This is a genomic window from Nocardia sp. NPDC049935 (genome assembly GCF_055586645.1).
This window is the reverse complement of record NZ_JBVJHV010000006.1, coordinates 228,123-249,078: the sequence shown is the minus strand read 5'-3', so window position 1 is coordinate 249,078 and position 20,956 is coordinate 228,123. Positions and strand designations below refer to the sequence as shown.

22 protein-coding genes are annotated in these 20,956 nt (G+C 69.3%); 10 read left to right on the top strand and 12 right to left on the bottom strand.

The annotated features are described in order from the left end of the window. The 5 genes from ACZ6SF_RS23505 to aztB form a co-directional block, all read right to left on the bottom strand. Entirely contained in the window at positions 1-387 is a 387-nt protein-coding gene (locus ACZ6SF_RS23505) for a hypothetical protein (protein WP_466064487.1), read from the bottom strand. A gap of 184 nt (positions 388-571) precedes the next feature. Further along, positions 572-1,375 (bottom strand): class I SAM-dependent methyltransferase, encoded by an 804-nt coding sequence (locus tag ACZ6SF_RS23500; RefSeq protein WP_466064485.1) that lies wholly within the window; start codon positions 1,373-1,375, stop codon positions 572-574. 79 nt (positions 1,376-1,454) lie between these two features. After that, positions 1,455-2,612, bottom strand: coding sequence for a zinc metallochaperone AztD (gene aztD, locus ACZ6SF_RS23495; RefSeq protein ID WP_466064483.1), 1,158 nt, complete (start codon positions 2,610-2,612; stop codon positions 1,455-1,457). A gap of 58 nt (positions 2,613-2,670) precedes the next feature. Next, on the bottom strand, positions 2,671-3,588 hold the full coding sequence (gene aztC / locus ACZ6SF_RS23490; protein WP_466064481.1) for a zinc ABC transporter substrate-binding protein AztC: 918 nt from the start codon (positions 3,586-3,588) through the stop codon (positions 2,671-2,673). Further along, on the bottom strand, positions 3,585-5,624 hold the full coding sequence (gene aztB / locus ACZ6SF_RS23485; RefSeq protein ID WP_466064479.1) for a zinc ABC transporter permease AztB: 2,040 nt from the start codon (positions 5,622-5,624) through the stop codon (positions 3,585-3,587). The genes aztC and aztB overlap by 4 nt, the downstream gene beginning before the upstream one ends. A 58-nt stretch (positions 5,625-5,682) precedes the next feature. On the opposite strand from aztB, the gene aztA reads away from it, so the two are divergent. The 6 genes from aztA (at position 5,683) to ACZ6SF_RS23455 (ending at position 13,233) form a co-directional block, all read left to right on the top strand. After that, positions 5,683-6,354, top strand: coding sequence for a zinc ABC transporter ATP-binding protein AztA (gene aztA / locus ACZ6SF_RS23480; RefSeq protein ID WP_466064477.1), 672 nt, complete (start codon positions 5,683-5,685; stop codon positions 6,352-6,354). 182 nt (positions 6,355-6,536) lie between these two features. Then, the gene (locus ACZ6SF_RS23475; protein ID WP_466064475.1) at positions 6,537-6,833 is read left to right on the top strand and encodes a DUF6285 domain-containing protein; all 297 of its coding nucleotides are present in this window, start codon (positions 6,537-6,539) and stop codon (positions 6,831-6,833) included. Beyond that, positions 6,830-7,831, top strand: a complete 1,002-nt coding sequence (locus tag ACZ6SF_RS23470; RefSeq protein WP_466064474.1) for a phosphotransferase family protein — start codon at positions 6,830-6,832, stop codon at positions 7,829-7,831. Before ACZ6SF_RS23475 ends, ACZ6SF_RS23470 begins: the two co-directional genes overlap by 4 nt. 8 nt (positions 7,832-7,839) lie before the next feature. After that, a complete protein-coding gene (locus ACZ6SF_RS23465; protein ID WP_466064472.1) occupies positions 7,840-9,126 on the top strand; it encodes an acyl-CoA dehydrogenase family protein in 1,287 nt (428 codons plus the stop codon). A gap of 8 nt (positions 9,127-9,134) precedes the next feature. Then, positions 9,135-12,443, top strand: a complete 3,309-nt coding sequence (locus tag ACZ6SF_RS23460) for a carboxyl transferase domain-containing protein (protein WP_466064471.1) — start codon at positions 9,135-9,137, stop codon at positions 12,441-12,443. Positions 12,444-12,453: 10 nt separating this feature from the next. Next, positions 12,454-13,233: a crotonase/enoyl-CoA hydratase family protein gene (locus ACZ6SF_RS23455; RefSeq protein WP_466064469.1), complete on the top strand. Its 780-nt coding sequence runs from the start codon at positions 12,454-12,456 to the stop codon at positions 13,231-13,233. Between the two features lie 35 nt (positions 13,234-13,268). Here ACZ6SF_RS23455 and ACZ6SF_RS23450 read toward each other — a convergent pair whose 3' ends face one another. Further along, positions 13,269-14,201 (bottom strand): LLM class flavin-dependent oxidoreductase, encoded by a 933-nt coding sequence (locus ACZ6SF_RS23450; RefSeq protein ID WP_466064468.1) that lies wholly within the window; start codon positions 14,199-14,201, stop codon positions 13,269-13,271. 251 nt (positions 14,202-14,452) lie between these two features. Here ACZ6SF_RS23450 and ACZ6SF_RS23445 point away from each other — a divergent pair, with 251 nt between their 5' ends. Next, positions 14,453-14,716 (top strand): hypothetical protein, encoded by a 264-nt coding sequence (locus ACZ6SF_RS23445; protein ID WP_466064467.1) that lies wholly within the window; start codon positions 14,453-14,455, stop codon positions 14,714-14,716. A gap of 189 nt (positions 14,717-14,905) precedes the next feature. Here ACZ6SF_RS23445 and ACZ6SF_RS23440 read toward each other — a convergent pair whose 3' ends face one another. The 3 genes from ACZ6SF_RS23440 to ACZ6SF_RS23430 are packed head-to-tail and all read right to left on the bottom strand — an operon-like array spanning position 14,906 to position 16,576. After that, positions 14,906-15,748: a helix-turn-helix domain-containing protein gene (locus ACZ6SF_RS23440; protein WP_466064465.1), complete on the bottom strand. Its 843-nt coding sequence runs from the start codon at positions 15,746-15,748 to the stop codon at positions 14,906-14,908. Next, the gene (locus ACZ6SF_RS23435; RefSeq protein WP_466064463.1) at positions 15,745-16,266 is read right to left on the bottom strand and encodes a DUF6879 family protein; all 522 of its coding nucleotides are present in this window, start codon (positions 16,264-16,266) and stop codon (positions 15,745-15,747) included. The genes ACZ6SF_RS23440 and ACZ6SF_RS23435 overlap by 4 nt, the downstream gene beginning before the upstream one ends. Next, a complete protein-coding gene (locus ACZ6SF_RS23430; protein ID WP_466064462.1) occupies positions 16,244-16,576 on the bottom strand; it encodes a hypothetical protein in 333 nt (110 codons plus the stop codon). Before ACZ6SF_RS23430 ends, ACZ6SF_RS23435 begins: the two co-directional genes overlap by 23 nt. 240 nt (positions 16,577-16,816) lie before the next feature. On the opposite strand from ACZ6SF_RS23430, the gene ACZ6SF_RS23425 reads away from it, so the two are divergent. Together ACZ6SF_RS23425 and ACZ6SF_RS23420 are read left to right on the top strand one after the other, a co-directional pair. Then, positions 16,817-17,101 carry a hypothetical protein gene (locus ACZ6SF_RS23425; RefSeq protein ID WP_466064461.1) on the top strand — a complete coding sequence of 95 codons (285 nt, stop codon included), beginning with the start codon at positions 16,817-16,819 and terminating at the stop codon, positions 17,099-17,101. Further along, positions 17,098-17,958, top strand: coding sequence for an SAM-dependent methyltransferase (locus tag ACZ6SF_RS23420; protein ID WP_466064460.1), 861 nt, complete (start codon positions 17,098-17,100; stop codon positions 17,956-17,958). The genes ACZ6SF_RS23425 and ACZ6SF_RS23420 overlap by 4 nt, the downstream gene beginning before the upstream one ends. Before the next feature lie 35 nt (positions 17,959-17,993). On the opposite strand, the gene ACZ6SF_RS23415 is transcribed toward ACZ6SF_RS23420, so the two are convergent. From ACZ6SF_RS23415 to ACZ6SF_RS23405, 3 genes are all read right to left on the bottom strand, one after another. Continuing rightward, a complete protein-coding gene (locus ACZ6SF_RS23415) occupies positions 17,994-18,284 on the bottom strand; it encodes a hypothetical protein (RefSeq protein WP_466064458.1) in 291 nt (96 codons plus the stop codon). A 178-nt stretch (positions 18,285-18,462) separates the two neighbouring features. Continuing rightward, positions 18,463-19,695 (bottom strand): cation:proton antiporter, encoded by a 1,233-nt coding sequence (locus ACZ6SF_RS23410; RefSeq protein ID WP_466064456.1) that lies wholly within the window; start codon positions 19,693-19,695, stop codon positions 18,463-18,465. Positions 19,696-19,792: 97 nt separating this feature from the next. Then, entirely contained in the window at positions 19,793-20,266 is a 474-nt protein-coding gene (locus ACZ6SF_RS23405; RefSeq protein WP_466064455.1) for a DUF7144 family membrane protein, read from the bottom strand. Positions 20,267-20,528: 262 nt separating this feature from the next. Here ACZ6SF_RS23405 and ACZ6SF_RS23400 point away from each other — a divergent pair, with 262 nt between their 5' ends. Continuing rightward, a complete protein-coding gene (locus ACZ6SF_RS23400; RefSeq protein ID WP_466064454.1) occupies positions 20,529-20,948 on the top strand; it encodes a YciI family protein in 420 nt (139 codons plus the stop codon). Positions 20,949-20,956 lie beyond the last annotated feature (8 nt).

Sequence of the window (20,956 nt, the reverse complement as noted above, 5' to 3'; positions counted from 1 at the left end):
CTACTCCATGACGTTCGGTGGGAAGGCCATCGGCGCCTTCCCCGCGATATCCACCGCGATACCGGTGGGATCCTCCTGCCGCCCGGCGTATCCGAGCAGGCGCGCACCCCGGAACGTGTGATATCGGTATTCCCGGTCCGCCACGACTCCGCCCGCGGTCATGGTTTCGCGCGCCATCGTGTACCGCGCGTATTCCTCGACGTTGGTGAAGGCGCACAGCCAGCGCAGTCCGCCCGACCGGAGCAGGAACACCCGGTCGTCCTCGGTCACCGGTACCAGCAGCGCGGCCGCGCGTAACGCGGCCCGCAGACTCGCGGGCTGCCCGAAACCGGCGTAATACGATCTGATCTCGTCACGCAGAACCGCGAGTCCGTCGTCTTCCGGCATCCCCGCACCTCCCTCCCGCGTGATGGATCCCCGGCCCGATCGACGGATACGTTCATGGTACCCATCCCGATTCGGCGCCCATCCGTTAACGGGTGTTCGCCCAATGGTCGTCGAGGGGTGCCGCGGCATGCGGGAGCTGTGCGGGAGCCGAATCGGAACAGCCCGGCCGGCAACGATTTACCGGCTAACCGGCAGGACGCGTACCCACTCCGATCAGGGTGGTCGCTTCCAGTTCGGCCACACCTGCCGCGTCGAGCTCTTCGAGATAGGCCGTGCGGACATCGGCGATCTGTGCGGTGTCCAGGCCGGACAGTGCGGCGACGTACCCGGAACCGGTCACGACCAGCCAGGCCGTTTCCGGGGTCATGGTGAGGCGCAATTCGTGCTCGGTCACGGCCACCTCGGTGAGGCCCCGGGCGGTGAGCCAGTCCCGGAACGCCCCGGATTCGTTGATGCCGTCGAGCGGATGCTTCGGGCGGGGCTCGGGCGCCTTTCCCGTTACCCGGGCGAGCGCGGTGTGCAGATACCGGCCCGCCTCTTCCATGGAACCGCGGCGCCAGATGGTGAACCCGACCCGACCGCCGGGCCGCGCGCGCGTGATCAGATGTTCGGTTCCGGCGGTCATATCCGGGAAGAAGAAGATGCCCAGTACCGCCTGGACCACGTCGTATCCGGTATCCGGCCACGAGGTGACATCCGAGGCGCAGGGATGCAGCTGCGGTACCTCGGCGGCGCTCCGGCGCAGCTGCTCGATCATCGGGGCGGAGAGGTCCACGGCGTCGATATGGCCGGTGCTTCCCACCCGGCCGGCCGTGGGAAGGGCCGAGGCGCCGGTCCCGCAGCAGGCGTCCAGTACGCGATCGCCGGTACTCGGTGCCGTCGCGGCCACGGTCGCGGCCCCGATCGGGTTCCAGAGATGGACGCCGAGACGATCGAAATCGCTGCTGGCGGTATCGAAGGCCCGGATGCGCTGTTCTTCGTCGGACATGTATTGACGATAACGGTTTTCAGCTATGGATGGGTTCGCCCGCCCGGCGACTGTCGTGCGACCGGGCGGGCGATCCCGCTCAGGAGACGACGCCGCTGAGCTCGTTCGGCGCATCGGGCAGGGTGACCGAGGCCGCGATCGTGCCGGAGTCCAGATCGATCCGATGGATCCGCGCGGTCGCCGGATCACTCACATAGGCCGTGTGGTCACGGACGAACAGCGCCGGCCGCGGCTGCTGCCATTCGATCGGTTCCTGCCACGGGTCGAGGACATCGATGGTGCGGGTCACGGTACCGGTCTCCGGGTCGATCACCCGGAGCCCGCCGTCGGTGCCGAGGACCAGCGCCTCGCCGTGCGGTCCGCGTTCGAGCGAGCGGAAGGTGTAGCTGGTGCCGGTATCGACCAGCCGCATCGTGCCCTTCTCGGTGTCGATCAGCGAGACCTGCTCGGGCCTTTCGAGTTCGGCGTCCTCGTCCTTCTTGTAGTCGCCGAGCACGATGGGCGATTCCTCGCTGCCCGCCTGGTTGCCGATCCGGCCGTAGGAGTCCGGGCTCTTCACCTTGGTGAGTTTGCCGTCGCGGTAGACCAATACGCCGTTCTGGCAGCCGACGACCAGGGTGTCACCGGCGGCGGTCGCCTCGCCGTGCACACCGGGGCATTCCTCGTTGCGGGTGATCTCCTTGCGATCGGCGTCCAGGATCGCCAGGCCCACCCGTTCCTCCTCGGTACCCAGTGTGACGGCCAGTTCGCCGCTCTCCAGTTCGACCGCTACGCCGTGATGCGGTGCGGCGGCCTCGTACCCGGCGGTTTCCGGTGCGCCGTCGGCGAGCCGGGACGGGTCGAACGAGGTCACGGTGCCGGTGCCGTCGTCGAACAGCACGGTACGGCCCGCGTGGCGCACCACATGGCCCGGTTTGGTGGCCGGGAACTCGATACCGGTGAAACGTGCTCCGGCGGCGTCCAGTACCTCGAATCCGTCGGAGGTCGAGACGATGACGTGCCGGTCGTCACCGGCCGGGTTCACCCGCAGGAAGCCCGGCAGTTCCACCCCGCCACCCCGCTCCAGAGTGGTGCCGTCGAGCAGGTGGATCCCGCCGTCGTAGGTCACTGCCAGCGGATCGGCGATCGTGGCCGCCGCGGTGGTCGCGCCGTCCTCGCCGCAGCCGCTCAGCGCGACGACCGCGGTGAGCAGCCCGGTCAGGGTCGCGGCACGTACGGTGCCGGTGCGGATGTGCATGACATTCCCTCATCTTTCCTGTGCTGGCCGCCGCGGCGTGATCGCGCGGCGGTCCGGGTCACGCGGGCGCCAGGCCGTCCACCATGGCGGTGGTGTTGGCGCGCATCATTTCCAGGTAGGTGGCCGCGCCCCCGCCGGGCGCGGTGAGCGATTCCGAGAACAGCCCGACGATCCGGACCTCGACGCCGGCCTGCTCGGCGAGCGCCCGGGCGAGGCGGTCGGGCCGCGCGGAGTCGACGAAGATCGCCGGGACGCCGGTGGCGCGGATGGCGCCGGCGAGGTCGGCGAGATCGGCGGCGCTCGGCGAGGCGAGAGTGGTGCCGCCGGGGATCACCGCCCCGACCACCTCGAAGCCGAAACGCTGTGCGAGATATTCGAAGACGTGATGGTTGGTGACCAGTTTGCGGCGTTCGGGGGCGAGGGTGGCGAACCGGTCGCCCATCCACTGCCCGAGGCCGTCGATCTCGGCGAGATACCGGTCGGCGTTCGCGCGGACCGCCGCGGCGTCGATACCGGGCACCGTGTCGATCACCCTGTCGCGGATCACCTCGACCGCACGGCGCACCCGCTGCGGGTCGGTCCAGAAATGTGGATCCGGTTGTCCGGCGCCGTCACCGGCGCGGTAGGGCAGGGCCTCGATATGCTCACCTACCGACAGCACCGGTACACCGGCGTCGGCAGCGGTGGTCACGTGCCGGGCCAGTCCCTCCTCCAGGCCCAGACCGTTCGCCACGACCAGATCGGCGCCGTCGAGGACCGCGGCCTCCTGCGCCGACAGGGCGAAGGAGTGCGGGTCCGAGTTCGGGGGCATCAGCACGGTGACCGGCGCCGTATCGCCCACCACGGCGCGGGTGATGTCACCGAGGATGTTCGTGGTCACGACGACCCCGTCGCCGCCGGAACCGCCGGTCCCGCAGGCGGTCAGTGTGAACGCGCCGAGAAGCACAGCGGCGCAGAGCCGGAGAATCCTTGTCATCGGCCGGTCTCCACCATCAGGTCGGGTCGGATATCGAGTGGGAAACTGCGGGCGATCCGCAGTCCGTCGGCGTAGTCGATCTCGTGGATCTGCCGGGCGGCCGGATCGTTGACGTAGGCGCGGTCGGTATCGACCTGCAGCACCGGCGGTGCCGCGGGATCCACCGGCCCGGCGAGGATCCGGTTGTGGGCGGTTTCGGCGCCGGACTCGGGGTCGTAGGCGTGCAGCACACCGTCGGGGGACAGCGCGAGGATCGCGGTGCCGGCCCCGGCGGTGGTCGCCGCGGTGACCGGGCCGGTTCCGATCGGCCGCCACGACCGCTCACCGATATCGAGGACCAGGACCCGCGAATCCCGGGCGGTCACCAGGACGTCGCTGCCGCTGCGGTGGAAGAATTCGCCGGCGCTCCCGGATGTGCCGGCAGGGTAGGGAATCTTCTCGGCCGTGAAGGCGTCGTTCTCCTCGTCGACCAGGAGGGCGCCGTCGGCGCAGGAGAACACCGCGCCGCGTCGCGTCAGCGCCTGCCCGCCCGGGTCCGGGCAGGGCGGCGCCAGCGTCCGTACCGGGCGGTTGTCCCGGGTCCGGACTTCGATGCGATCGGCACCGGGGGCCGCGACCAGGAGATGGCCGCCGTAGGGGAACGCCGTGCCGTCCAATACCGGTCCGGGGCGCAGTTCGCCCTCGTCGAGCGCCGGCCGATCGGCCAGGGCGGTGGTGTGGTCGTCCAGGACGGCCGCGGCGAGCACGGTATCGCTGTGCGCGCTGCGGGCCGCCCCGTCGAGGGTGCCGGTCCGGCGCGGTTGCGCGCGGTAGTAGTGCACGTGATCGCCGTGATCGACCACCCAGCTGCCGCTGTCGAGGACCGTGGTCCGCTGCCCGGCGGTGAGATAGGCGTAGCGTCCGTCGCCGGAGACCCGGGTGACGCCCGGAACCGGGTCCTGCGACAGGACCTCCTCGGTCACCAGATCCAGAATCCGCACCTCACCGGAGCCGCGATCGGCCAGCACCAGCCTCGGCTGGGCGCTCGCGCTCTCTTCCGCGCCGGCGACGTAACCGTGCGGGGTGGGCTCGGCCGGGGACCCGGTGTTCTCGCTCCCACACGCGGCGACCGGGATCAGCAGTAGCGCCGACAGTCCCGCGCGCGCGGCGTTTCTCCGAGTGAACGCCCACGTCCGTCTCGGCGTCCGGCCCATTCCCGTACCGCCGCCGGTGCGGTGTCGCAGGGTGGTGCGGACGCGGCTCGCGAACGCCGACAGGAAGAAGATCGCCACCGCCGTGGCGGCGATGGTGGCGCCCGCCGCGGTGCGCGCGTGCCAGGAGACGAGCAGACCCGTCACGGTGGACAGGGCGCCGAATCCGGCGGCCAGCAGCATGATCCGCGGTATCCGGTGCGTGAAGTAGGTGGCGGCCGCGGCCGGGGCGATGAGCAGTCCGAATACCAGCAGGGTGCCCACGATGTGGAAGGACGCGGCGATCGCCAGGGTCAGCAGCGCCAGCAGGGCGATCTGCGCCCGCCGGGGATGCAGTCCCAGGGTGTGCGCGGTGCGCGAATCGAAACTCAGCGCGACGAACGCGCGGTGTCCGAGCACCGTCACGGGCAGCGCGACCAGCAGTGCGGCCAGCAGGAAGAGCAGATCCCGGGGACGGGTGGCCAGGACGTCGCCGAACAAGAATCCGGTCAGATCGACCGCGAACGATTGCGAACGCGATACCAGGATCACCCCGGCCGCGAGCATGCCGACGAACAACAGGCCGATCCCGGTATCGGTGGACAGCCGCCGATTCCGGCTCAGCACCGAAACGCCGGCGGCCATGGCCGAGGCGCTGACCAGTGCTCCGAGCAGCAGATTCCCGCCGAGCAGCGCGGCCACCGCGACCCCGGGCAGCATTCCGTGCGCCATGGCCTCGCCGAGGAATGCCATCCCCCGCACGACCACCCAGGTGCCGGCGAGCGCGCACAGGCACGAGACGAGCAGTCCGCCCCAGAGAGCCCGTTGTACGAAGGTCACCTCGAACGGGGCGATCAGCCAATCCATGAGCAGAACTGTAAACTGATAACGATTGTCATTACAAGTTGGTGTCGGGAGTTGTGGGATGCGTACGGCGGATATCGAGATCGCCGGTCTATCGGCCGGTTACCAGGGCACGCCCGTATTGCACGAGGTCTCGGCGACAGTTCCGGGCGGCGGGGTGACCGCTCTCGTCGGACCCAACGGGTCGGGGAAATCGACTCTGCTCGCGGTGCTCGCGGGCATCATCGCCCCGGTGCGCGGCACGATCACGCGCGCCGGTACCCGCCGGCCCGCGCTGGTGGTCCAGCAGCAGGCGATACCGCCCACGCTGCCGATCACCGTCGGGGAGACCGTGGCGATGGGCCGGTGGGCGCACCGGGGACTCTGGCGCCGGCTCACCCGCGCCGACCGCGCGGTGATCGCGGACTGCCTCGACCGCCTGGAAATCGCCGACCTCGCGACACGGCGGCTGGACACGCTGTCGGGTGGTCAGCGGCAACGGGTCCTGCTCGCCCGGGCGCTCGCTCAGGAATCCGATCTGCTGCTGCTCGACGAGCCGACGACCGGGCTCGACTCCGCCTCGCACGCGGCGGTCGGCGCCGCGCTCCGGGAGGCCGCGACCGCCGGAGTGACGGTCGTCCACGCCACACACGACCGCGACGACGCTCGCCGCGCCGATCACTGCGTGCTGTTGCGTGGTGGCCGCCTGGTCGGCGAGGGAATCCCGGAAGAGGTGCTGGCGACTGCTCGGTGACCCCGGGTGCGGGTGGCCGGGCCCGTGCCGTGGACCCCTGGTGCGACGATGAGAACATCCTCTACTGTTTGTCTCATCGCTCACCCGTGGCGACGACGAGGAGGTCGGATAGTGGATGCCCATCGGCTGCCGCCGCCGGCCGCTGTACCGCGCCGAGCCGGAATCCATCGACGGGAGCCCTAGTGCAGAACCGACCGACCGCAGCCGAACTGCTGGAATCACTCGCCGAGCTGCTGGAGGAGACCCTGCTGCCGGCGCTGCCGCCCGATCTGCAGCACCGTGCGCGGGTCGGGGCCAATCTCGCGCGGATCCTCGGCCGCGAGGCCGAATACGGACCCGCCGCGGCGGCCCGGGAAAAGGAACTGCTGGCGGCGGTCCCGGCCGGGGACGACGCCGCGCTGTGGCAGGCGCTCACCGAGATCGTGCGCGCCGATCTGGCGATCGCCAAACCGGGCTACGACAGCTGGGAGGACTCATGAGTACCGACCCGGCCCGCGGGCTCACCGACTATCTCACCGCCGAGTTCGGCGAACCGGTCGCCATCTCGGATTTCCAGTTCCTGTCGGCGGGGGCGCGGCGGCGCAATATCGCCTTCACCGCGACGATCGGGGATACCGCGCGCCGGATGGTCGCCACGGTGGTACCGCCCGCGGTCGAGTTGATGCCCGTCGACGCGGAGGCCGGGGTCCGGGAACTGGCCCGCGCGCACGGAGTTCCGGTACCGGCGGTGATCGCGGTGTGCCCCGGCACCACCCATATCGGTGAGCCGTTCCTGATCTCCGAGCATATCGACGGGGAGACAGTGCCCCGCAGAGTATTACGCGCCCTCGCCGCCTCCGGGAACGCGGAGCGGACCGCCGAGCAGTGGGGTGCGGCCATGGCGCGCCTGCACGGAATCGACCCGGCCGCCGCCCCGGACGCGGTCCCCGCCGCCGGCGCCGATCCGGCCGCCGAGCAGCTGGACGAGGTGCGATCCGTCGTCGACACCCTGCTACCGGACCGTCCCGTTTTCGCGCTCGCCCTGCGCTGGCTGGAGAAACGGCTGCCCGGACCACCCGAGCGGCCGGCGCTGATCCACACCGATATGCGCAACGGCAACCTCATCGTCGACGGCGACGGGCTGCGGGCCGTACTAGACTGGGAGGGCGCCCAGCGGTTCGGCGACCCCATGCGCGATATCGCCTGGCCGGCCCTGCGGATGTGGCGATTCCGGGAGGATGCCCACGAATTCGGCGGCTTCGCCGATCGCGATACCTTCGTGCGCGGATACGAGCAGGCCGGCGGGGTCTTCGACCTGGACCGCTACCGCTGGTGGAAGGTCATGGGCACCCTCTCCTGGGGTGCCGGGCTGGCCCAGCAGGCGGCTGCCCACCTCGACGGAACGGTCCGGGATATCGTCATGGCCGCCAGCGGGCGCCGGGTCTCGGAAATCGAATGGGATCTGCTCATGCAGATCCGGCCACAAGCGAAAGCATAGGAGTCACCGTGGATTTCGAGCTGCCCGCCGAATTGAGCGCCTACCTGGGCGAACTCGACGAATTCATCGACCGCGAGATCACGCCGCTCGAACAGGCCGACGACAACATCCGGTTCTTCGACCACCGGCGTGAGGACGCGCGCACCGATTGGGACCGCGGCGGTCTGCCGAGCGCGGACTGGGAGGCGCTGCTCGGCGAATCGCGGCGGCGGGCCGACGCCGCGGGCCACTACCGCTACGCCTTCCCCAAGGAATTCGGCGGCCGCGACGGGACGAATCTCGGTATGGCGGTCATCCGGGAACATCTCGCCCGGCGCGGGCTGGGCCTGCACTGCGATCTGCAGAACGAGCACGCCATCGTCGCCAACAATGTCGGTCTGCTGCTGATGCTGGAGTACGGCACCGAGGAGCAGAAGAAGGTGTGGGTGGACGGTCTCGCCGCCGGCACCCGGTTCTTCGCCTTCGGCATCACCGAACCCGAACACGGGTCCGACGCCACCCATATGGAGACCACGGCGGTCCGCGACGGTGACGACTGGATCATCAACGGCACCAAGACCTGGAATACCGGCGTGCATATCGCCGACGCCGACCTCATCTTCGCCCGCACCTCGGGCGCGGCGGGCGACGGGCGGGGGATCACCGCGTTCCTGGTGCCCACCGATGCCCCCGGGTTCACGGTCGAGGAATATCTGTGGACCTTCAATATGCCCACCGACCACGCCCGGGTCTCGCTCACCGATGTCCGGGTCCCGGATTCGGCGATCTTCGGGCGCGAAGGGCGCGGGCTCGGCGTGGTGCAGCATTTCTTCAACGAGAACCGCATCCGGCAGGCGGCGTCCAGTCTGGGCGCGGCACAGTACTGTGTGGACCGCGCGGTGGCCTATGCCAACGAGCGCAAACCATTCGGGAAACCGCTCTCGTCCAATCAGGCGATCCAGTTCCAGCTGGTCGAACTGCACACCCAATGCGAAATGCTGCGCGCGCTGGTGCACAAGACGGCCTGGTCGATGGACACCTACGGCACCTTCGCGGTCTCCGAACAGGTCTCCATGTGCAACTACTGGGCCAACCGGCTGTGCTGTGAGGCCGCCGACCGCGCCATGCAGGTCCACGGCGGACTCGGCTACTCCCGCTACACACCGTTCGAACACATCTACCGGCACCACCGCCGGTACCGCATCACCGAGGGCGCCGAGGAGATCCAGATGCGCCGGGTCGCGGGCTATCTGTTCGGGTTCATGGACCGCGCGGTCGTGAAGGGTGTGGGTTCCGGGCAGCCGGCGCAGGGATAGACGCACCGATGAGCGCAGAGCCGCGCACGATACTGGTGGCCAACCGCGGCGAGATCGCGCTGCGGATCCTGCGGGCCGCCCAATCGCTCGGGATCGCCACGGTGGGGGTGCGGTCGCAGGACGACGAGGGCGCCCTGCACGCGGACCGCTGCGACGATCTGGTCGTATTGCCCGGCGCGGGGCCCGCCGCCTACCTGGATATCGAGGCGATGGTGGCGGCCGCCGTGGAATCCGGCGCCGGGGCGGTGCACCCGGGCTACGGGTTCCTCTCCGAAAGCGCCGCTTTCGCGCGCGCCTGCCGCAAGGCGGAGATCGTGTTCGTGGGACCGTCGGCGGAGACGCTGGAACTGTTCGGCGACAAGGGCCGCGCCCGGCAGCTCGCGCTCGATACGGGAGTGCCCGTCCTGCCCGGTACCACCGGACCGACCACACTCGCCGCGGTGACCGATTTCCTCGCCGCGCAGCAGGCGCCCGTCATGATCAAGGCGCTGGCTGGGGGCGGCGGGCGCGGTACCCGGGTGGTGCGGTCGGCCGAACAGGCGCCGGACGCGTTCGCGCACTGCCGGGCCGAGGCGCTGAGCGCTTTCGGCAACGGCGACCTCTACGTCGAGCGGGTGCTCACCGGCGCCCGGCATCTGGAGGTCCAGCTCGTCGGTGACGGTAGCGGCGTCACCCACCTGTGGGACCGCGACTGCACCCTGCAGCGCCGCCACCAGAAACTGGTGGAGATCGCGCCGGTTACCGCCCTCGCGGGCGACGCCCGCACCCGCATGCTCGAGGCGGCCGTCGCGCTGGGCCGGGCCGCCGGCCTGCGCGGAGTGGCCACCGTGGAATTCCTGGCGCTGTCCGACGGTACGTTCTTCTTCCTCGAGGTCAATCCGCGGCTGCAGGTCGAGCACACCGTCACCGAAATGGTCACCGGCACCGATCTCGTGCTCACCCAGTTGCGGCTCGCGGCGGGCGCGACCCTCGCCGATCTCGGCCTCGACCGGCCGCCCGCGTACACCGGCTGCGCGATCCAGATCCGGGTGAATGCCGAAACCGTCCGGCTGGACGGAACCCTGGCGCCCACGGCGGGCACCCTCACCGGGTTCGAGATGCCCGGCGGCGCGGGCGTCCGGGTGGATACCGCCGGGCGGACCGGCGCCCCGGTCAACCCGCGTTTCGATACCTTGCTGGCGAAAATCGTGACACACCACCGCGAGGGATTCGCCGCCGCGCACCGGCTCGCGGTACGGGCGCTGGCGGAGACCTCGGTCACGGGTGTCGCCACGAATCTCGCGTTCCAGCGCGCCCTGCTGACCGATCCGGCGTTCGCGGCCGGTGAGTTCGACACCACCTGGGTGGATCGCGATCTCGCCCGGCTGGCCGCCCGCGCCCGGGAGTTCGAACAGACAACCGGGTCGTATCCGAGGCCGGCCGGGCACGAGGCGACCCCGGCCGCCGGTGGAAATCCGCGGCAGCCGCCGGACAACGGCGACGACCGGGTGATCCGGACCGCCACCGCGGGGGTCGTGGTGGCGGTCGAATACGAACCCGGGACGGTCGTCGCGGCGGGGGCGACGGTCGCGGTGGTCGAGGCGATGAAGATGCACTATCCGGTGCGGGCCGAACGCGCGGGCACGGTCGAAGCGGTACTGGTACAGGTCGGCGATTTTCTCACCGAGGGGCACCCACTGCTGCGGCTCGGCCCGCTGACCGGCGACGAATCGGCGGCCGAGGACGCCGGAACCGGTGTCGCGGTGGACCATATCCGCGGCGATCTCGCCGCGCTGCGGAAACGGCGGGCCGCACTGTACGACGACGCCCGCGCCGAAGCGGTCGCCAAACGGCACCGCCTCGGGATGCGCACGGCGCGGGAGAATATCGACGCGCTCACCGACGGCGGATTACTGGTCGAATACGGCGGTCTGGCGGTGGCCGCGCAGCGGGCCCGGCGTGATCTCACCGAACTCGAGGAGCGCACCCCGGCGGACGGGATCGTCACCGGGCTGGGCCGCGTCAACGGCGAATTGTTCCCCGCCGAGCGCAGCACCTGCGCCGTGCTCGCCTACGACTACACCGTGCTCGCCGGTACCCAGGGCTATTTCAGCCATCAGAAGACCGATCGGCTGTTGCGGCTCGCCGGGGCCAGGGGCTATCCGGTGGTGCTGTTCGCCGAGGGCGGGGGCGGGCGCCCGGGCGACAGCGATCCGCCGATGGTGGCGGGCCTGCACTATCCGACCTTCGCCGCGATGGGTGCGCTCAGCGGGGTGGTCCCCACCGTCGGAATCGCCGCCGGGCGCTGTTTCGCCGGGAACGCCGCCCTGCTCGGCACCTGTGATGTCGTGATCGCCACCGAGAACTCCACCATCGGTATGGCGGGCCCTGCCATGATCGAGGGCGGCGGCCTCGGGGTGTACGCGCCCGAAGAGGTCGGTCCCATCGGGATGCAGCGCCACAACGGCGTGGTGGATATCGTCGTCGCCGACGAGGCCGAGGCCACCGAGGTCGCCCGGCGGTACCTGGCGTATTTCCAGGGTGCGGTCCCCGATCACGAGGCGGCCGATCAGCGACTCCTGCGGCATCTGGTGCCCGAGGATCGCAAACGCGTCTACGACATCCGCGCCGTGCTCGACACGCTGTTCGATATCGGCTCCGTCCTGGAACTGCGTCGCGATTTCGCGCCCACCGTACTCACCGCCCTGGCCCGGGTGGACGGGCGGCCGGTCGGCGTCATCGCGAACAACCCGGCTCTGCTGGGCGGTGCGATCGACGCGCCGGGCGCCGATAAGCTCGCCCGCTTCCTGCAACTGTGCGACGCCTACGGCCTGCCGGTCGTATCCCTGTGCGATACACCGGGTTTCATGGTCGGTCCCGATTCGGAACAGCAGGCCGCGGTCCGGCATTTCCCGCGGTTGTTCGTGCTCGGCGGGCATCTCACCGTCCCCCTGGTGACCGTGGTTCTGCGCAAGGGCTACGGGCTGGGCGCGCTGGCGATGGCCGGGGGCGGCTTCCACGAGACCGATATGATCGTCGCCTGGCCCACCGGCGAATTCGGCGGGATGGGTCTGGAGGGCGCGGTCCATCTGGCCTCCCGGGATATGCTGGCCGCCATCCCGGACCCGGACGAACGCGCCCGCCGCTTCGACGAACTGGTGGCCCTGGCCTATCGGCAGGGGAGTGCGGTCAATACCGCCGCCCATCTGGAGATCGACGATGTGATCGATCCGGCGGACACCCGCGACGTACTGCGCGCCGCGTTGCTCGCCCGGCCCGGGCCGCCCCGCGACGGCTGGCGCAACACCGCCCGCCGCACCGGTATCGACACCTGGTAGGAGAAACGAGATGACGACTGCCGCGGTTCGGGTCGAACGGGACGGCCCGGTGTACACGGTGATCCTGTCCCGGCCGCACGCCCGCAACGCCGTGGACGGCCCGACCGGCACGGCGCTGTTCGACGCCTTCGCCGAGTTCGAGGCCGATGAGACCGCCGCGGTCGCCGTGCTGTGGGGTGAAGGCGGAACATTCTGTGCCGGAGCCGATCTGAAATCGGTCGGCACCGACCGCGCCAATCCGCTCACCGCCGACGGTCGCGCGCCGATGGGGCCCACCCGGATGCGGCTGAGCAAACCGGTGATCGCCGCCGTCGCCGGGCATGCCGTGGCCGGGGGGCTGGAACTGGCGATCTGGTGTGATCTGCGGGTCGCCGCCGAGGACGCGGTCTTCGGGGTGTTCTGCCGCCGCTGGGGTGTTCCGCTGGTGGACGGCGGTACGGTGCGGTTGCCGCGGCTGATCGGGACGAGCCACGCCATGGATATGGTGCTCACCGGCCGGGCCGTCACCGCCCCCGAAGCGCTGTCGATGGGCCTGGCCAACCGGGTCGTACCGCGCGGCGAGGAACGCGCGGCGGCCGAAGCGCTCGCCGCCGAGCTGGCCCGTTTCCCGCAGGCCTGCCAGCGCCACGACCGGCTGTCGCTGCTCGAACAGGACGGCCTGTCCGAGCGGGAGGCGATGGCCAACGAATGGGAGCACGGCATGATCTCGTTCGCCGCCGGGGCGGCCGACGGCGCGCGGCGTTTCGCCTCCGGGGCCGGGCGTGGAGGGTCGTTCTCGGACCTCGGATAGGGCCGCATCGCGAGATCGCGCCGGCCCGGGCGGTATCAGCGCAGCCGCGGCGCGACCTCGGCGGCGAACAGCTCCATGGTCGCGGCGGCCTGTTTCGCGCCGACCATGAAGACCACGGAATCGATCCCCTGTCCCGCACGATCGGACAGCCGATCCGCCACCATCTCCGGAGTACCCACATAACCCTCGTCCAGGCCGAACGCCTCGGCGCCGTAATGGCGCTGCGCGCGTTCCCGGACCGCGGGGAGCTCGTCCTCGTTCGCCGCGAGTGCGAGGACGGCCTGGTGCGAGCGGCGTATCGTCGCGGGATCGCGGTCGATCCGGGCGCATTCGGTTTCGAGGAGCCCGGTCAGGCGGCGGTGGTCCCGGAGCCCGTAGGTGGGCACGTTCCAGACGTCGGCGTACCGCGCGACCAGCGGAATCGTGTACTTCGGTCCGACGCCGCCGATATGGATGGGCGGGCGCGGCCGCTGCACCGGGCCGGGCACATTGGCGATATCGCGCACCCGGTAGTGGGTGCCCTCGAAGGTGGTGCGGTCCCCTGCGAACATGGAGGTGATGATCTCCAGCGCCTCGCCCAGCCGCCCGGAACGCTCGGCGGCCCCGCCGAACGGCAGGCCCGCCTGCCGATGCTCCTCGGCGATCGACCCACTCCCGAGCCCGAACTCCAACCGGCCGCCGGAGATCACGTCCAGGGTCGTCGCCATCCGGCCCAGCACCACCGGATGCCGGAAGTTGTTGCACAGCACCAGGGCGCCCACCCGCAATGTGGTGGTGTCGGTGAGCAGCGCGGTCGCGGTGGTCCAGGCCTCCAGCGCGGGATGATCGGGCATCCCCGGCGCCGCGAGATGGTCGAACAGCCAGAAACTGCCGAATCCGGTGCGTTCGGCGGTGCGGGCCAGCTCACGCATGCGGGCATAGTCCGAAACCAGCTGCGGTACATAGATCCCGAATTCCGGCACACTCACGCCGGGGATTCTGCCAGCCGTGGGCGGTCCGTACGGCCGGGTTGCCCGGATTTCGCGAATGGGAAGAATCGCCCCGACCACCTGCTGCTACGGCCACCCTCCGTGTCGCGGCCGCGCCACGGCCGGCTGGATAGCCTGCCGCGCGCCAGGCCGGCACGGGCACAGAACTCACTGCATCGAGGTAGCGCCCGGAATCATCGCCGCCGCAGGAACTTCTAGCCGTGACCGGACTTCTCGTACATCATTGCTCCGTGGACAAGGCGCTCGCGGTCATCGGAACCGTTTCAGGCGTAGGAGCACTCGTTGTCGCCCTGCTCCAGTTCTCTCAAATCGAGCCGAAGAAAGCCCTCCGCGGCTTTGGCTGGTTCCTATTTGCCGTCGGGATTTGCATAGTCATATTCGGGATAGTGGGCGTACTCGTCGTACCGTCTGCGTGGGCGTCTACCCTGTTTGTCATCATCATCCCTGGCCTGCTGATCTTCAGCGGGGGACTTTGGCTCACGGACATTCAGTGACCTCGCTGTGCCTGCTGAGCGGTAGCCAGCGGAACCACCCGCAGCCCTGAGACATCCGACCTCGCATGACATTCGATATGCAGCCGATCCCGACCTACGAGCTCCCCCTCACCGGTGACCGCAGCGTGTCAGCAGATACCGCGGAGGCGCGGCACGCCTGGATCGACGAACGGGGAGAGCCCGCGGAAACTACTGCTCGCCCGCCCGGCGAGCGAGAGCCCTCGTGATCAGCTCGCGAGCGTCACGCCCGGTCTTGGCCTGATTCGCCAGCGCATCGAACGCCCGCCCGTATGTGGCAACCTCGCGCGGCTGCGTGATGGTCAACTCCGCGGTCACGTTCTCCACCCGTACCATCCGGTTGTCGAACATCACGAAGTTGTAGCTGGGCACGCGATAGTTGGCTTCGCCCGGCACGATCCCGAACGAGATGCGCGGCATACCGAGAACGGCGAGCAGGCGGTCCAACTGCCCGGTCATTATCCGGTCGTCACCGACGGTGGTCCGCAGCGCCTGCTCGCCGATTACGAAGTGGAATTTGTGGTTGCGCCGGTAGAGGATCTGCTGCCGTTCCATCCGTTTCGACACACCCGCGTCGACGTCGTTCGGGATGCCCTGGAACGTGACCACGTTCCGCAGGATCTCCTCCGCGTATTCCGCGGTCTGCAACAACCCGGGGACGAGCAGCGGGTTGAACACCCGCATGAACTCGGTTTCGGCCTCGATCCGCAGCGATTGTTGCTGTCGGCGCTTCGTGCCCGAGCCGAGCAGCCGCCGCCACTCCAGGTATGCGGACTCCAGATTGCGGACCGTAGCGATGAGGTCCGAGAGCTGGTCGCCCGAGCTCGTTTCCGCACACCAGGTTCTGATATCGGCCTCGGTGGGCTTCGTCTTCCCGTACTCGATCTTCGACACCTTCGTCTGGTGCCAGCCAGCGCGTCGCGCGAGTTCGGTGCCGGACAGCCCGGCGTCTTGGCGAAGCTCCCGGAGCCGTGCCCCGAGAGCTTCCCGGACGTCGTGAATACCGCTGGTCACAGGTGGACATACTCCGCGTATGGGATCGCCAGGTTCCAGAGCCGGTCCCGAACAGCCTGGCAGTACTCGACGATGCCGGGGTCGGAGGTGACAGCGACCCCGGCCGGTGCACTGTCTCCGTCGACGACGTTGAAGGCAACTTCCCGGTCGTCCAGCAGCCACCAGTCGTCGGTCGGCACTCGGCCGGCCTGGTGCCTCGGCAGGTACCGGATGTCCTCGCCTGCGTCCTGGTTGCCTTGCGTCACTGACAGTAGCCAACGTTGGTAGTCGCTGTGGGGCACGGTGACTACCCGGACGCGGCTGATCGAGACACCGCGCCCTGTCGCCTGCCGGACCAGGTCGTGCCACGGCACCGGAGCGGAGGGTTTAGGTTCCTCGCCGTTCAGGAACCGTCGCAGGCGTTCAGCCTCCGCGGGAACGTGGTAGGTGTCGCGGACTTCGAGATGGAACGCGCTGCGCCGCAGCTCCCGGAACAGGTCGGGCCACAGGTCTGGCTCATCCTTCGGTCGCAGTCGCACCGTAGAAGGTCCTCTCCAGCATCGGTATCTCGATCGCGGTTTCGTTGTCGGCCAGGCGAAGCTGCTCCAGCGTTCCGGCCTCGGCGACTGTCCGCCCGGCCAGTGTGAACGTCCCTCGCCCGGTGTCGGTCAGCGGTGCGCCGAGGTAGGTGTCGGGCAGCGCGAAGCCGGTCAGAAGGTGGGGGATTTCGACGGTTCCGGTCTGGTCGGTCTTCCATCCTTGGACGAGGTAACTGTGCTGGTCGGTGGCATACAGGCTCGGGCAGTCGCCGCCCTCTGATCCGCCTTTGCCGAGGAACTGTAACCGCATGATGTGGCCTCCAATGGGTTCATGCGTGCTTATGCTCGCACTACTCTGATGATCCCTCAGTTTTGTGGGGCTTGCTGTGCGAGGAATGATTTCGAGCATGGTGGAGCATGAATCTGGACCTGCATAGCTGAGATTCCTTAGCGTCGGTGACAGCCGCCCGACGACCGCCGAACGCCCAATGTCGCCGGTATCGCCGGGCGGCCTTCCGGAGCCAACCCCTGAACCCGTGAGGTGACCCGCATGGGCGAGACCCTGCCGCCGCTTCCTGTCCGGCCGCCACGTAATCGCGCGATGGTTGCGGCGCTGCGCTACCGGCACAGCAGCCGTGCCCGCGACCGCTCGCTACTGGAACGGGTCGCCCGGGGGTTAAGGGCATTACCCGATGAGTTCCCGTCGTCGCACTGCCGCAGCACCGTGCCGATCCGTGGGCACGCGCATGCCCACCAGTTGATGGCGATCCACGCCCGGCACCGCTGCGACCGCTACACCGAAGCGGTCCGGTTCATCGGGGCGGTGACGACATGACCCGGACTGAGACTGCCCGCCCGGCCGGGGTGCACACGCCGGTCGGGGTCGACACCACCCGCCCGAGCATGCCGCGGGTCTGTAACTGGATGCTCGGCGGCAAGGACAACTACCCGCAGGACCGAACCGTCGGCGAGCAACTCGACCTCATCGCGCCCAGCCAGACAGCGGCCGCATGGGAGTCGAGGCAGTTCCAGCAGCGCGCCCTCCGCTACCTGATCGAGCACGCCGAGCTGCGTCAGTTCCTCGATATCGGCGCCGGCCTTCCGCTCCCCGCGCCCTCCGACGTGAACACCCACCAGGCGACCGCGTATATGCCGGACGCGGACCGCCCGACCGTCGTCTACGTCGATCACGATCCCGTGTGCCTCGCGCATGGTCGGGTGCTGCTGGAAACCACCGACCAATCCCACTACGTGCAAGGCGATCTGCTCACCCCGGACCTGACCGGGTCGGAGGCTGCGACATACCTCGAACCGGAGAAGCCCGTCGGTGTGCTGCTGTGCGGCGTCCTGCACCACGTCGACGACGAGACCGATCCGGCCGCCGTGGTGCGCGGCTGGGTCGACTCGGTCCCTGCCGGTTCGTATTTCGTGATCACGCACCAGTGGAATCCCGGCCGCGAGTCACCGTTGGCCGAGGCGGCCGCGAGGTGCCAGGATCTGTATTGCGACCTGATGGGGTCGGGCTGGTTCCGCAGCCGCGAGAAGATCTCCACCCTCTTCGACGGCTTGGAGTTGCTCGACCCCGGGCTTGTCAGGCCAGGGGCGTGGTGGCCGACCGGTCCGGCAGGGAAATTCCCGAGTACGGCAGAAAGCCTGGTGCTGTCTGGGGTTGCTCGGAAACCGGAGGCGTAGGTGGCTGCGCCGAGGCATCCTGTCCGTGTCTCGACCTACAGACGCGGATCGTGCACCAGACGGAAGTCGTGCAGCCGCTCGTGCCGGCCTCCCGCAGCCGTGAACTCCCGGCCGACCACCTCACCCGCCGGGATATCGCAGTCCCGGCCCATCTCGGCAGCCGACAGGACGAGCGAGTCCCGGCGCTTGTGCCACGGCGTCACGCAGTACGCCTTGTCTCCGACGGTCAAGGCCACGTAGACCGGCACCCGACCGTCCGGCAGCACCTCGTAGTCGTCGCCGATCGGGGCCGCATCCCAGTCCAGGCCGTACATGTCGTCGCTCACCGCGCATCCTTCCTCGTATCCTCGATTATTGCCCCCGGATCACCCGATAAGCCCGCTGCGGCGCCTGCCCGGCCGTCGTAATCCGTGCAGCCCCGCATGATCGGGCATGATCCGCTCTGTCGACTTCGCGTAATGTGTTGCGCGCCACCGTGACGCCGTATGGGGGAGGGAACCCGCGTCAGCCGTCGGCCGGACGGCCCGCTTCGAGGCGACGGGCCCGCCCGCCGACCCTCTTGGCGATCAGCGGGAAGAGCAGGACCGTGGTCGCACCTGCGGCGACCAGGGTGGATGCCAGTTCCGGGGTGATGAGGTCGGCCCGGGTCGCCACCTGGGTGACCGCGACGATGATCGGCAATCCGGTCGCCGCGTACAGCGCCAGCTGGAGACGTTCGTGCGGAGATTCGAGATTGGCGCCGTGTGGCACGAACCGTTCGCTCACCCATACCGTCGACCCGCGCGCCAGCGCGATGGCGAGTACGAACACCAGCCAGGTCACCGGCGCGCCGGCGACCGCGGCCGGATCGATGCCCATTCCGGAGACGACGAAGAAGATCGGAATGAGCACTCCGAACCCGATGGTCTCGAGCGACCCCTGGATTCCGGGATGGGTCTCGGCGACCAGCCCGCGCAGGATCAGGCCCGCGGCGAACGCGCCCAGCACCACATCGAGGTCGAAGACCTCGGCCACCGTCATCAGGATCAGCAGCAGCAGGAAGACCAGCCGCACCGGGAGCTGGGTGGTCCCGGCGGCGAGGGCGGCGATCAGGCGTTCGGCGCCGGGCCGGCGTTCCAGCATGCGCTGCGGAACCCAGGCCAGCACCGCCGCGGCGGCCCCGAACAGCAGCAGGACCACCAGCGCGGCGACGGGGCTGTGGCCGGAGAGCAGCAGCGACATCGCCAGCACGGGCCCCAGCTCGCCCACCGCGCCGTGGGCCAGGACGGCGCGGCCCAGGGGTTGTTCGAGGATGCCGTCCTGTTTCACGATCGGCAGCAGTGTGCCCAGCGCTGTCGAGGTGAGGGCGATGGCGACCGCGATCAGCGCGGTGAAACCGGCATGGGGAGCGGCGAACCACACCAGCAGCAGCGCCAGGACCAACCCGGCCAGCCAGGTGAACCACGCGGTGCGCCCCGGGCGGCCGCGCAGCAGCCGCGGATCCAGTTCGTATCCGGCGAGCAGGAACAGCATGCCGAGCCCGAGTTCGCTCAGCAGTTCGACTCCGCCGGCCGTACCCGCGAGGCCCGCCGCGTGCGGGCCCAGCACGATACCGGCGACGAGCAGCAGCACCACATCGGGTATCAGGCCCCGGAGCAGCCGGGACAACAGCGGCGCGATGACCGCGACGGCCGCGATCCAGCACAGTGAGACGATCGCCGACGGTTCGGTGTCCACGGGCGCCGCCGACAGCGTCATCGGTTCATGGTCGCATTCGCCGGACGTCCCGGCGCGCGCCGACACGGTCGCGGATCGATCCCGTTCCCGTGCCGGCGCTTCGCGGTGGGGTGGCGGATCAGCTCCGGGCGGGATCCCAGGTGGCCAGCGCCCAGATGATCACGACATCGATCGCGATGATCAGGATCGACCACAGTGGGTAGTGCGGCAGCCACAGGAAATTGGCGACGATCGACAGGCAGGCCAGGCCGATGGCGACGATCTTCGCCCAGGTCGCCCCGGTCATCAGGGCCAGCGAGGTGAGGATCAGCAGGATGCCGAACACGATATGGACCCAGCCCCAGCTGGTGAGGTCGAGTTCGTAGACGTATTCGGGTCCGGAGACGAAGACCTCGTCCTCGGCGAGGGCGGCGATGCCCTGGAACAGGGTGATGATGCCGGCCGTGAGCAACAGCGCGGCGGCCGCGATCGAGGCGCCGGTCGCCACGGCCTGTTTGGTCGTATCGTCCGCGTGGGCGGCGTGGGCGCCGGTGGTGGTCGCGCTCGTCGCGGTGGGTCTGCCGGCGCCGGGCGCGGCGGGTTGGGTGGTCATAACTGCTCCCTTCAGGATGGGAGGGGCCACACCGGACCCTGAGAACTGATCGCCGGCGACGCCCTCATACGCCACACTTCGATTCCCTTGTTCAGACCGTAAATTATGCCACTGTCCAGGTGTTTCTCCCAGAATGGAGCCGAGCCCGGGCCGCGTCGGAATTTTCCGGGAAGATTTTTTCGCGGAGCTGTCGATCCGGAGGGCCGCCCGTTCGACCTATGGGTGAAAGGGTCACCCGGACCCGCCGAAACGAGGAGAAACGATGAAATACATGCTGATCATGCGCGCGACCGACGAAGCTCTCGCGCAGATGGGCGAGATCGATTTCGACGAAATGCTCGAAACCATGGGTAAGTTCAACGACGAACTGATCCGGGCCGGTGTATTGCTCGCCGCGGAGGGCCTCGAGGACGCGGGCGACAGCGTGGTCGTCGACTACTCCTCGACCGACCCCGTGGTCACCGACGGCCCCTACGGTGAGACGAAGGAACTGTTCAACGGGTTCTACATCCTGAACGTCGCCTCCAAAGAGGAGGCGGTGGAATGGGCGAAGCGGATGCCGGTGACCGGCGCCGGTTTCAAGACCGAGGTCCGCCGGGTGCCGGCCATCGACGAATTCCCGCAGGACAACATCTGGATCCAGAAGGAGCGGGCGTGGCGCGAGGCCACCGGTCAGCTCTGAGTGCTCGC